Raw genomic sequence first — 12,181 nt, 5'->3', positions numbered from 1 at the left:
GTCATAATCGCGCCCCCTTCAGACCCGGTCAGAAAACCTACATGATCGATTTATTCAGCGGGCTTGATGCCTGGGTGCTTGTGAGCCTGTTGCTCGCCCTGGCTTTCGTCCTCACCTTCGAGTTCATCAACGGCTTTCATGACACCGCCAACGCGGTGGCGACAGTCATTTACACCAAAGCAATGCCGCCTCATCTGGCCGTGTTCTTCTCCGGTGTATTCAACTTTCTCGGCGTGTTGCTGGGCGGCGTGGGCGTTGCCTATGCCATCGTGCATCTGCTGCCGGTCGAACTGCTCATCAACGTCAACACCGGACACGGCCTGGCCATGGTGTTCTCGCTGCTGGCGGCGGCCATTACCTGGAACCTCGGGACTTGGTACTTTGGTATTCCGGCCTCCAGTTCGCACACGCTGATCGGCTCGATACTCGGTGTGGGTCTGGCCAATGCCCTGCTCAACGATATCCCGTTGGCCGATGGCGTGAACTGGCAGAAAGCGATCGATATCGGCGCTTCGCTGGTGTTCTCGCCGCTGGCCGGCTTTATCGTTGCGGGTCTGGTGCTGGTTGCCCTGAAATGGTGGCGTCCACTGTCGAAGATGCACAAGACCCCTGACCAGCGCCGCAAGCTGGATGACAAGAAGCACCCTCCGTTCTGGAACCGTCTGGTACTGGTCATTTCCGCCATGGCAGTCAGCTTCGTACACGGTTCGAATGACGGCCAGAAAGGCATTGGCCTGATCATGCTGGTGCTGATCGGCATCGTGCCCAGCCAGTTCGTGCTTGACCTGACCAGCACGACCTACCAGATCGAACGTACCCGCGATGCGACCCAGCATCTGAGCCAGTTCTATCAGCGCAACAGCAGCACGCTGGGCGAATATCTGGCCATGGGCAAAGCCGAAAAAGGCGACCTGCCGTCCAGCTCCGCGTGTAATCCGAAGCAGACCGAACCTACCATCGACGCGCTGCTCGACCGCCTGAAGGGCGTGTCCGACTACCACGCGCTGGCCCCTGAAAGCCGCATCGAAGTGCGTCGCTATCTGTTGTGCCTGGACGACACCGCCCGCAAGGTCGGCAAACTTCCAGACCTGTCAGCGCGTGAAAAATCCGATCTGGAGAAACTTCGCAAGGACCTGACCACCACCACCGAGTACGCACCGTTCTGGGTGATTCTGGCGGTCGCACTGGCGCTGGGTATCGGCACCATGGTCGGCTGGAAGCGTGTAGTCCTGACGATCGGCGAGAAGATCGGCAAGCAGGGCATGACTTACGCACAAGGCATGTCCGCGCAAATCACTACCGCCTGCGCAATCGGTCTGGCCAACGTGTTCAGCCTTCCGGTGTCCACCACGCACATTCTGTCGTCGGGTGTGGCCGGCACCATGGTCGCCAACAAGAGCGGCCTTCAGGGCGGAACCGTGCGCACCATCCTGCTGGCCTGGGTGCTGACCCTGCCGGCAACGGTCGCCTTGTCCGCAGCGCTGTTCTGGCTGGCTTCCAAGGCCCTGGCCTGATCTAGGCTCTGTACGAAAAGTCGGCGAGCGAAGGTCAGGCGAGGCAAAAACAGGCGAGGAACGGCCGGGGTCGCGATCGACTCTACGTGTTGTAAATGAGCATTCCGATTGGACTCGCATCCGAGCCTGTTTTTAACGAAGCATCACCGAGCGCAGCCACTTTTCGTAAAGAGCCTAAAACCCTTCGGGCGGTGCATGCCTTGCACCGCTCAAGGGTTTGACTCACTTATCCTCTTGCTCCCCCTCCTCCTCAAGCCCTTCACCAGGCGCTTGCGCTTGCTGCAGCTCGCGCCACAGTGCTGCGGCACCGTCGAAATCAGTGCCATTTTCCGCAGTCAGTTCCGCAGGGTCATAGCGGCTCAGGCAGCCTTCGCCAAGCGTTGCCGGAGCGGTGGAAGTGGCTTTGTCGAGAGGATCGGTCATTGGCTGTCACCTTGCGCGTTACACCATTGCCGACAGCTGAGTCGGAAGCGCGACAGACGCGCTCCCGAAAAGATAGATCAGCCGAAGACGACTGTCTTGTTGTCGTGAACCAGCACACGGTCTTCCAGATGAGCGCGCAGGCCGCGGGCCAGCACCATCTTTTCCACGTCGCGACCGAAGCGCACCATGTTTTCGATGCTGTCACGATGGCTGACGCGCACGACGTCCTGCTCGATGATCGGACCGGCATCGAGCTCTTCGGTCACATAGTGACAGGTCGCGCCGATCAGCTTGACGCCGCGCAACGAGGCCTGATGGTACGGCTTGGCACCCACGAACGATGGCAGGAAGCTGTGGTGGATATTGATGACCTGATGGGCATATTCACGGCACAACTGTGGCGGCAGAATCTGCATGTAGCGCGCGAGAACCACGACATCGGCCTGATGATGACCGACCAGACGCGACACTTCGGCGAATGCCGGCTCCTTGTCTTTCGGGTCAACCGGAACATGGTAGTAAGGGATGTCATGCCACTCGACCATGCTGCGCAGGTCCTGGTGGTTTGAAATCACACAGGCGATGTCGCAGTCGAGTTCGTCACTGTGCCAGCGGTGCAGCAGGTCGGCCAGACAGTGTGATTCGCGACTGGCCATGAGCACGACGCGCTTCTTCTGCGCCGAGTCGGTAATGCGCCAGTCCATCGAAAATTCTTCGGCAATCGGCGTGAAGGCTTCACGGAACCCGTCCAGATCAAAAGGCAGGGTGTCGGCACGGATCTCGTGACGCATGAAAAACCAGCCGCTGAGATTGTCCGAGTGATGACTCGCTTCGGTGATCCAGCCGTTATGGGACGCCAGAAAGTTACTGACTTTGGCAACGATGCCTACACGGTCCGGGCAAGCAATCACCAGACGAAAAGTGCGCATTGGGGGAAACTCCAGAACTTCGCAAAGCCGCTATTCTAGCGGCTGCGCAGCAAAACTGCAGTATCTCTGTTGCCTGAATGCAGAGGCCGAAAAAGCACACCGCCAAGGCCAAAGATTGCACCGTGCCAGTATGCGTTTTCCGGGTGCGCACCGCTAAACAAAACCTGTAATAAGAAGGGCTTTATAGCGGCGATCTTTTGAAGGAAGCGTGACGCGTCCCTAGTTCAGGCGTCTGTAGGACGTGTGTATATTGCTAAATAATTCAAATAAAACTTTTATTTAATGTTTACTTGCTCATTTACAGTGACTATTATTGCCGCACTGTATCCCTGCAACCCTCACAACATAAGGTCTCCTCATGTCCCTGATCAACGAATACCGCGCTACAGAAGAAGCCATCAAAGAACTGCAAGCCCGTTTGAAGAACCTGTCGCAAGACGACAAACTGCAAACCGAGCTGGAATTCGAAGGCAAACTGCGCACGCTGATGGGCGAATACCAAAAGTCGCTGCGTGACATCATTGCCCTGCTGGATCCGGATGCCAAGGTAAACAAGGCCCCTCGTGGCGGCGCTGTTAAACCTGCCGGCACCAAGCGCGCCCGTAAGGTCAAGCAATACAAGAACCCGCACAACGGTGAAGTCATCGAAACCAAAGGCGGCAACCACAAGACGCTGAAAGAGTGGAAAGCCAAGTGGGGCAGCGACGACGTTGAAAGCTGGGCCACTTTGCTGGGCTAAGCTTCACCAGGTCGCGGTTCATTGCGATTGAAAAAACGCCAGCCTGCTGGCGTTTTTTATTGCCCGGTATTTTTTATACGCCCAGACGGTTACTCAGCCTGTGTGCGTAATCCTGCCACTGCCGCAACACCTCCAGCTGCTCTGGCCCGGCACTAAGGGAGCATTCTACCCATGCGGCCGTAAAGTCATGCAGGGTGTTGGGAGCGCCCCATTCCGGGTTGCGCAAGCGCTGCTGACAGAAATCCCGCCAGCGTGTTTGCTCTTCGCCACTCAAGGTGTCAGGGAAGTTACGAGCGCGATACCTGAATAACAATTCAGGCAATCGGGCATCATCAAACGGCCACGCATCACGCGCCAGTTGTTCTGGCTCGGCCTGTCGAACTTGCTCACACAGTCGACGATCACGGTCCCCGATAAAACCGTCATATAACTGCTGTTCGGGATCTTCACTTGCGGCGAAATCGTCCTTGCCGTAAATGGCAGCCAGTTTACCGTGCCAAACTTCGCGGTTTTCACTCAATTGCGTTGCGCGTGCCTGATAGCCGGCCATGTCCAGTTGCAGCCGCTGCTGATCTTCGCTGCGCAGCACCCCCAGCGGCGCGATCACCGGGCAACGGTTTATATGCAACAGTTTGAGCGGCACGGGCAATTCGCCGTCGCTCAGCGCATCGTGCCGCGTATATAAACGGCGCTTGAGTATTTCAGCGTCCTCGTGCAACAACGGTGCATGATCCAGGTGCAGATCACACACGATCAGCGCATTGCGATTATGCGGGTGCCAGGCCAACGGCAGCACCACACCCAGGTAATTGCGCGCCGCAGAAAAGCGTCCCGAAATATGCACCAGAGGCTGCATCAGGCGAACCTGTTCCTGGACTTTCTGCTTACTGCGCAAGGCGAACAGATAGTCATAAAGCTTCGGCTGCTTTTCACGAATCAAACGTGCCAGAGCAATCGTTGCACGGACATCGGATAACGCATCGTGCGCCTGTCCATGATCAATACCGTTGGCAGCCGTCAGCCGCTCCAGTTTCAGCGTGACCCGGCCGTCCTGTTCCGGCCAGACAATGCCATCGGGGCGCAATGCATAGGCGGCCCGCACGACATCGATCAGATCCCAGCGACTGTTGCCCCCCTGCCATTCGCGTGCATAGGGGTCGAAGAAGTTGCGATAAAAACTGTAGCGCGTGACTTCGTCATCGAAACGCAAGGTGTTGTAACCCGCGCCACAGGTACCCGGCGCAGACAGCTCGGCATGTACGCGCGTCATGAAATCGGCCTCGCACAAGCCTTTTTCTGCCAGCGTGGCCGGAGTGATTCCGGTAATCATGCAGGCGACAGGATGAGGCAGGATGTCATCGCTGAGCTGGCAGTGCAGATTGACCGGCGGCGCGATTTCATTGAGGTCGGTATCCGTGCGAATTCCGGCCATCTGCAGCGCACGGTCATTGCGCGGGTTGATACCGGTGGTTTCGTAGTCGTACCAGAAGATGCTGGAGGTCACGGGCTGATCCTGAACAAAAGACCCGCGAAGTGTAGGGCGTGACAGGTGTCATTGGCTAATCGGGTCGTATCCGGCGCACCGGGAAATGTTTTCTTACAGCCCGCGTGTTGAATGGTCGGTTGCTTAGCTCCGCTGCGCTAGCTAGCATCAGTTTTCGTTTTCAGGCGCGTCCTTCCGACAATGTCATCCCGTCCCGCTTCGCCAAGGAATGCAGCGCTGCCCACGCCATTGGACACGCGCATTGAAATCGAGACGCCAGAAGGCATCGATATGCTTCTGCGCCCTGCCGGGCTGGTTTCCCGCGCACTGGCGTTCGGCATCGACTTCGCCATTCGCGCAGCCCTCGTCGGCCTGTTGTTTGTGCTTCTGCAGTTGCTCGACAAGCTCGGCATGGGTCTGGCCGCTCTGGTGTTCTTTCTGGTGAACTGGTGGTACATGGTGCTGTTTGAAGTGCTCAACCAGGGACGCACACCCGGAAAGCGCCTGCTCGGGCTGCGGGTGGTGCACGACGACGGCACGCCCATAGACTGGTCTTCGTCGCTGATCCGCAACCTGCTGCGCTTCGTCGACATGCTCCCGCTGGGCTACGGGCTGGGGGCGATTACTTGTCTGAACCACCCGTTCTTCAAACGGCTGGGCGATCTTGCAGCGGGAACGCTGGTGATTTACAGCGACCGGCCGGTGGCGCGGCCCACTCTCCCCTCGGCCGAACCGGTCATCGTGCCTTTTGCCCTGCATCTGGATGAACAGCGGGCGGTGCTCGGCCTGGCGGAACGGCAGGCTGAACTGTCCAGCGCGCGAACCCAGGAACTCGCGGCCATCCTTGCCGAACCCTTGCGTATCTCCGCCGACACGGCGGTCGCTCATGTAAACGGCATCGCCCGCAACCTGCTGGGGCCTACATGAAGCAGAGCCTGTTTGAAACCCGCCATCAGCAGGAGTGGCAACGCTTCGAGCAGCGCCTGACGGCCCTTGAACAAGGCAAGGGCGATGTCAGCGGCGGCGCGACCTTTCCCGGCGATTATCGACGCCTCTGCCACCATCTGGCGCTGGCACAGGAACGCGGCTACAGCAGCCATCTGGTCGACCCCCTGCATCAGTTGGCCATGCGCGGTCATCAGCAACTTTACCGCCATCGCAGCACTGCCGGAGTGCGACTGCTGAGCTTCGTTCTGGCAGACTTTCCGCGACGCGTGCGGGCCGAGTGGCGCTTTGTGCTGGTTGCCAGCCTGCTGCTGTTCGGTAGCCTGATCGGCATGGCGTTGCTGGTCTATGGTTTTCCACAACTGATCTACAGCGTCGTCAGCCCCGAACAACTGGCAGACATGCAGAGTATGTATGACCCGTCGGCCAGTCGTGTCGGACAGCCCGTCGAACGGGGTTCCGATACGGACTGGATGATGTTCGGCTACTACATCATGAACAACATCGGCATCGCCTTCCAGACCTATGCCAGCGGCTTGCTGTTCGGGCTGGGCAGTCTGTTTTTCCTGCTCTTCAACGGCTTGATGACCGGCGCAATCGCCGGGCACCTGACAGACATCGGTTACGGACAGACCTTCTGGCCCTTCGTCATCGGTCACGGCGCCTTCGAGCTGACGGCCATCGCTCTTGCCGGGGCTGCGGGCCTCAAGCTGGGCTGGGCCTTGCTGGCCCCCGGACGGCTGACGCGCAGCGCCGCCCTGCGCATCGCCGCGCGGGCCAGCATGCAACTGGTCGGCGGGGTGATCCTGTTTCTGCTGATCGCAGCCTTCATCGAGGCGTACTGGTCATCGATGACCTGGCCCGGGCCGCTTCTCAAGTACCTGACAGGTGCCGTCCTGTGGTTGCTGGTGGCCGCGTATCTGACTCTGGCAGGACGTACACCTCATGCGCCTGACTGAGTCGACTGTTGCCATACGCCCTCGCTCGCCCTGGGAGGCCATCGACCTGGGCGTACTGCTCGCCGGGCGGCACCGCGGCGTTTTGATGAGCAGTTGGGCAATCGTCACCCTGCCCCTTTTCTGCATCCTCAGTGCGTTGCTCTGGGATTACCCCACGGCCGCCATTCTGCTGTTCTGGTGGCTCAAACCTGCGTTCGAACGGTTGCCGCTGCTGATCCTTTCGCAGTCACTGTTCGGTGCCACGCCGACACTGCGACAGGCCCTCAAGGCCTGGCCGGCGACCCTGAAGGAGCAACTGCTGCCCAGCCTGTTGTGGCGACGTCTTTCCCTGAGTCGCAGTTTCCAACTGCCGGTGCAGCAACTGGAGCATCTGGCCGGTACCGAACGCGCCCTGCGCATCGGCCTGCTCAGCCAGAAAGACCTGCGTGCCGCACAGTTGCTCACCATCGTTGGCGCGCACCTGGAATACGCACTGTGGATAGGCCTGCTGGTCCTGCTCTACGCCCTGATACCGCAGCAGATCCAGATCGACTGGCACTGGATGAGTCTGCTCGACGTCGAAAACCAATGGCTGTGGATCGACCACCTGACCAACCTCTTCTATGCCCTGGCGCTGATACTTTGGGAACCTGTATATGTCGCCTGCGGCTTCACGCTGTATTTGAATCGCCGCACGGTTCTTGAAGCCTGGGACATAGAACTGGTCTTCCGACGCCTGCGCCAGCGCCTGATCGGCACTGCCTATGCCGTGTTGATGGGCGTCGGGCTGGTACTTTCGACAGCACCCGCACCGGTCTGGGCCGATCAACCCAGCTACAGCTGCCCGCTGCCGGAGTCCGCCCCTGCGCAATCCGCTCCGTCCGTGGCGTCGCCCGATACGCCGCGCCTGACCCGCCAGCCCCTGACCAGCGAAGCGGCGCGCAGCGAGATCCAGAGCGTTCTGCAACAGCCGCCCTTCCGCAATCCCAGGACTGAAACCGGCTGGCGCTTTCCTGAAAAACAGAAAGGCCAGTCTGCGGCTCGGGACGCGCGCGATCAGAGCTGGCTGATGACCTGGCTCAATCGGTTTCTGCGCGCAGCGAGCGCCTTGGCCAGCATGATTGAAGTACTGCTGTGGGGCGTGGTCATCGGGCTTGTAGGGCTGGTGATCTTTCGTTACCGGGACTGGTTCAGGACCTTCGTTAGCCGGAAGACCGGCAAGGCAAAAACCACCCGCCCGGCACCCGAGCAGCTCTTTGGTCTGCAAGTGAATGCCGAAAGCCTGCCCGACGATGTTGCCGGCCGGGCCGAGCAGCTCTGGAACAGCCAGCCCCGCGAAGCGCTGGGTCTGCTATACCGCGCCCTGCTCAGCCGCTTGCTGAGCGACTATCGATTGCCATTGAAAAATGCCGATACCGAAAGTCAGGTACTCGAACGCATCGCCGCGCTCAACCAGCCGCTGCTGAGTGAGTTCAGCCGCACGCTGACCGCACACTGGCAAAACCTCGCCTACGGGCATCGCCTGCCACCGGCCCACGCCCGGCAGGAACTCTGCGATGGCTGGCGTCGCCTGTTCAACCAGGCAGCGCAGCCATGAGCCGCCGCACCGGGCTGCTGATCGGGCTGCTGGTCCTGTCATTAATGGCAGGCGGCGCGCTGTTTCTGAGCACTCAGCTCGAGCGCTATGAAAAAACGGTTGATCAGGGCCCCTCGCCAGAGGCCAAGGCCAATCCCTGGCTGGCGGCCGAACACTTTCTGCGTGGCCGCTCCCTCACGGTGAATACCACCGATACGCTGGCTCAGCTTCCCGACCCGAGTCAGAGCACCCAGACCCTGCTGCTGCTCGATGACCGGGAAGACATGACCCCGGCGCAAACCCAAAAGCTGCTGGACTGGGCCGAAGCAGGCGGGCACCTGCTGTTTGTCGCCGAACAACTCTGGGACGAACAAAAAGGCCGCAGCGGCGATCTGCTGCTGGACAGTCTGCAGATTCACCAGTACCTCACCAAAGACATCAATGCCAAGGAACAGCAACTGACCGACGCTCAGCCGCCACTGCCCATCCCGCTGATGACGCCCGCCCCCAAACACCAGAAAATACCTTGGCCAGAGCTGACCCGCCTGTACCTGGAAAACGAGAGCGCCCCGGCCTACATGAGTTTCGATCCGGCGTTTCACCTCGAAGACCCGGAAGATCACGCCCAATCCTGGGCCAACAGCGCCGATGCCACGCACCTGCTGCAGATAAGCCGGGGCAATGGGCTGATCACCGTTGTCACGGACGCCAACCTGTGGAAAACCCGCTCGATCGGCCACTATGACAATGCCTGGCTGCTCTGGTATCTGACGCAGGACAGCCAAGTGACTTTGGTGCTGCAAACCGAACACGACAACCTGCTGAGCCTGTTGCTGCGCAACTATCCGCAGGCGCTGCTGACGCTGGCACTGCTGATTGCTCTGGGTCTGTGGCACATCGGCCTGCGCGAGGGCCCGCTGCGTCGACCCGCGCCACTCGCACGCCGCCAACTGACAGAGCACCTGCGCGCCAGTGCCGAGTTCCTGCGCAAACATGCCGGGCAGCAGACGCTGATCAAACGCCTGCAACAGGACATACTGCGTCGCGCCCGCCAGCTGCATCCCGGTTTCGAGCGGCTGGTCATTGCCGAACAATGGCAAGTGCTTGCTCGCCTGACCCGTCAGCCCACCAGCGCCATCAGCGACGCGCTGCGCCCTCGCCCGCCGCAACGCCTGTCCCACAGCGAATTCACCCGCCAGGTAGCCCACCTGCAAACAATCAGGAATGCCCTATGAGTGATCAAACACCCGCCCCATCAGGCAGCAGCACCGAGCCACTTGCCGAGCCCGCAGCCGAATCCACCAATCAGTTGCAGCAGCGTCAGCGCGCCAGCCAGTTGGCCCAGGCGTTGCGCAATGAGCTGCAAAAGGCCGTGATCGGACAAAATGCGGTTATCGACGACGTGCTGACCGCGCTGATCGGTGGCGGACATGTGTTGCTGGAAGGTGTTCCGGGGCTTGGCAAGACGCTGCTGGTTCGGGCGCTGGCCAGTTGCATCGGCTGCGAATTCGCCCGCATCCAGTTTACGCCGGACCTGATGCCCAGCGATGTGACCGGTCATGCGGTGTACGACATGCAGACCGAGCAGTTCAAGCTGCGCAAGGGGCCGCTGTTCACCAACCTGCTGCTGGCCGACGAAATCAACAGGGCACCGGCCAAGACCCAGGCGGCTTTGCTCGAAGCGATGCAGGAGCGGCAAGTCACCCTTGAAGGGCGCGCCCTGCCGATCCCACAGCCGTTCATGGTGCTGGCGACCCAGAACCCCATCGAACAGGAGGGCACCTATCCATTGCCGGAAGCTGAACTGGATCGTTTCATGCTCAAACTGCGCATGGATTATCCCGAGGCCCAGGAAGAGCTGAACATGGTGCGTCAGGTCACCCGCTCATCCCGGGCTGACATGCTGGATGTGCGACCGCTCAGGGTCATCATGCAGGCCCGCGAGGTTCAGGCGCTGCAACGCATTGCCAGCGAGCTGCCCATCGATGAGCAGGTGCTGGACTACGCCGTGCGGCTGGCACGCAGCACGCGCACCTGGCCGGGTCTGAGTCAGGGCGCAGGCCCGCGCGCTTCGATTGCGCTGGTGCGTGGCGGGCGGGCCCGAGCTGTGTTGCGTGGCGGCGAGTTCGTGACCCCGGACGACATCAAGGGCTGTGCACTGGCGGTGTTGCGGCACCGGGTCAGGCTGTCACCTGAGCTGGACATCGAAGGGCTGTCGGTGGATCAGGTGCTCAGGCAGATCCTCGACCAGGTCTCGGCACCACGCCTGTGAAACAGGTCCTCAAGCCGTCGATAACGCTGCTGCGCTGGCTCGGCGGACTGATGGGCGTGGCCTTGCTGCTCGGAACGTTTCATGCGCTGGGCATCGAGTATCCGGCAAAAATCGACGACCTTTACTGGGGGGCATTGCTGGCCCTCGTCGTCGTGAGCGTGCTTGATGCAATCTGGCTGCTCAGAAGCCCCTCGCCACGTGTGCAGCGTGAGCTGGCGGGCAGTCTGACGCTGGATCGCTGGAACGAAGCCCGACTTGATGTGCAGCACGACGGTGGCAGCCCCGTGACCGTGCGGATCTTCGATCATGTGCCGCACGGGCTGGAACACGAAAACCTGCCGCAATCCCTCACCCTGGCCGCACGCGGTAAAGGCAGCATTGGCTATCGTCTGCGCCCGTCAAGCCGGGGGCATTTCACCTTTGAGCGTTGCGAAATCAGCCTGCCGGGGCCTTTGCGCCTGTGGACGGCACGACGCTACCTGGCAGTGCCCGGCACCACGCGGGTCTATCCGGATTTCGCCCGCCTCTGCGGCGGTCAATTGATGGCGGTGGATAACTGGCTGAGCCAACTGGGCGTGCGCCAGTTGCAACGTCGCGGGCTGGGCATGGAATTCAACCAGTTGCGTGAGTTTCGCGAGGGCGACAGCCTGCGCCAGATCGACTGGAAAGCCACCGCCCGCCAGCGAGCGCCCATCGCACGGGAATACCAGGACGAGCGGGATCAGCAGATCGTTTTCATGCTCGATTGCGGACGTCGGATGCGCAGTCAGGACGGCGACCTGTCTCACTTCGATCACGCCCTCAACGCTTGCCTGCTGTTGAGCTATGTCGCGCTGCGTCAGGGTGATTCTGTCGGTATTGCGACCTTTGCCGGCGAGCAGGATCGTTATCTGGCGCCGGTGAAGGGGCCTGGACAGCTGAATCGGGTGCTCAATTCGGTCTATGACCTGCAGACCACCCGGCGCCCCGCTGACTACAGCGCCGCCGTGCGCCAACTGATGGTTCGTCATAAAAGACGCTCACTGGTGGTGTTGATGACCAACTTGCGCGATGAAGACGATGAGGAGCTGCTGGCCGCCGCCAGGCAGCTCGGTAAACAGCATCGGGTACTGATTGCCAGCCTGCGAGAGGAAGTACTCGACGGCCTGCGCCACTCACCGGTGCACACGTACGATGAAGCGCTGAGTTATTGCGGAACGATCGACTTTCTCAACGCCCGGGCTTCGCTGCATGATCGCTTGAGTGCGCAAGGCATCGTGATCATGGATGCGCGGCCAGGAGAACTGGGGCCACAGTTGGTCAACCGTTACATGAGCTGGAAAAAGGCAGGGACGTTATGAACGACGCCCTGCCCTTCAGGCA

The 12,181-nt window shown here is 60.5% G+C and carries 11 protein-coding genes; 8 read left to right on the top strand and 3 right to left on the bottom strand.

Annotation, left to right across the window (positions count from 1 at the left end):
- The first annotated feature begins 41 nt into the window (after positions 1 to 41).
- A complete protein-coding gene (locus tag KBY02_RS02860; RefSeq protein ID WP_003363847.1) occupies positions 42 to 1,514 on the top strand; it encodes an inorganic phosphate transporter in 1,473 nt (490 codons plus the stop codon).
- A 222-nt stretch (positions 1,515 to 1,736) separates the two neighbouring features.
- Here KBY02_RS02860 and KBY02_RS02855 read toward each other — a convergent pair whose 3' ends face one another.
- Together KBY02_RS02855 and purU are read right to left on the bottom strand one after the other, a co-directional pair.
- A complete protein-coding gene (locus KBY02_RS02855) occupies positions 1,737 to 1,937 on the bottom strand; it encodes a hypothetical protein (RefSeq protein WP_103754454.1) in 201 nt (66 codons plus the stop codon).
- A 77-nt stretch (positions 1,938 to 2,014) separates the two neighbouring features.
- Positions 2,015 to 2,866: a formyltetrahydrofolate deformylase gene (purU, locus tag KBY02_RS02850; RefSeq protein ID WP_003406331.1), complete on the bottom strand. Its 852-nt coding sequence runs from the start codon at positions 2,864 to 2,866 to the stop codon at positions 2,015 to 2,017.
- 358 nt (positions 2,867 to 3,224) lie between these two features.
- On the opposite strand from purU, the gene mvaT reads away from it, so the two are divergent.
- On the top strand, positions 3,225 to 3,605 hold the full coding sequence (gene mvaT, locus KBY02_RS02845; RefSeq protein WP_002554971.1) for a histone-like nucleoid-structuring protein MvaT: 381 nt from the start codon (positions 3,225 to 3,227) through the stop codon (positions 3,603 to 3,605).
- Positions 3,606 to 3,678: 73 nt separating this feature from the next.
- On the opposite strand, the gene sbcB is transcribed toward mvaT, so the two are convergent.
- On the bottom strand, positions 3,679 to 5,109 hold the full coding sequence (sbcB, locus tag KBY02_RS02840; RefSeq protein WP_054091832.1) for an exodeoxyribonuclease I: 1,431 nt from the start codon (positions 5,107 to 5,109) through the stop codon (positions 3,679 to 3,681).
- A 180-nt stretch (positions 5,110 to 5,289) separates the two neighbouring features.
- Here sbcB and KBY02_RS02835 point away from each other — a divergent pair, with 180 nt between their 5' ends.
- Genes KBY02_RS02835 through KBY02_RS02810 form a run of 6 tightly spaced genes read left to right on the top strand, consistent with a single transcriptional unit; the run spans position 5,290 to position 12,159 of the window.
- Positions 5,290 to 6,015, top strand: coding sequence for an RDD family protein (locus KBY02_RS02835; protein WP_225649778.1), 726 nt, complete (start codon positions 5,290 to 5,292; stop codon positions 6,013 to 6,015).
- Positions 6,012 to 6,992 carry a stage II sporulation protein M gene (locus KBY02_RS02830; RefSeq protein ID WP_011268793.1) on the top strand — a complete coding sequence of 327 codons (981 nt, stop codon included), beginning with the start codon at positions 6,012 to 6,014 and terminating at the stop codon, positions 6,990 to 6,992. Before KBY02_RS02835 ends, KBY02_RS02830 begins: the two co-directional genes overlap by 4 nt.
- Positions 6,979 to 8,568 (top strand): DUF4129 domain-containing protein, encoded by a 1,590-nt coding sequence (locus KBY02_RS02825; protein WP_060409147.1) that lies wholly within the window; start codon positions 6,979 to 6,981, stop codon positions 8,566 to 8,568. Before KBY02_RS02830 ends, KBY02_RS02825 begins: the two co-directional genes overlap by 14 nt.
- Positions 8,565 to 9,782, top strand: coding sequence for a DUF4350 domain-containing protein (locus KBY02_RS02820; RefSeq protein WP_225649776.1), 1,218 nt, complete (start codon positions 8,565 to 8,567; stop codon positions 9,780 to 9,782). Before KBY02_RS02825 ends, KBY02_RS02820 begins: the two co-directional genes overlap by 4 nt.
- Positions 9,779 to 10,819, top strand: coding sequence for an AAA family ATPase (locus KBY02_RS02815; protein ID WP_103712814.1), 1,041 nt, complete (start codon positions 9,779 to 9,781; stop codon positions 10,817 to 10,819). Before KBY02_RS02820 ends, KBY02_RS02815 begins: the two co-directional genes overlap by 4 nt.
- Positions 10,816 to 12,159: a DUF58 domain-containing protein gene (locus KBY02_RS02810; RefSeq protein ID WP_225649768.1), complete on the top strand. Its 1,344-nt coding sequence runs from the start codon at positions 10,816 to 10,818 to the stop codon at positions 12,157 to 12,159. Before KBY02_RS02815 ends, KBY02_RS02810 begins: the two co-directional genes overlap by 4 nt.
- The last annotated feature ends 22 nt before the right edge of the window (positions 12,160 to 12,181 follow it).

Origin of the sequence: Pseudomonas sp. P129, assembly GCF_020312195.1 — a bacterium.
GTDB classification, from domain to species: domain Bacteria; phylum Pseudomonadota; class Gammaproteobacteria; order Pseudomonadales; family Pseudomonadaceae; genus Aquipseudomonas; species Aquipseudomonas fragariae.
The sequence above is the reverse complement of the archived record's forward strand: the minus strand, read 5'-3'. Positions and strand labels throughout refer to the sequence as shown.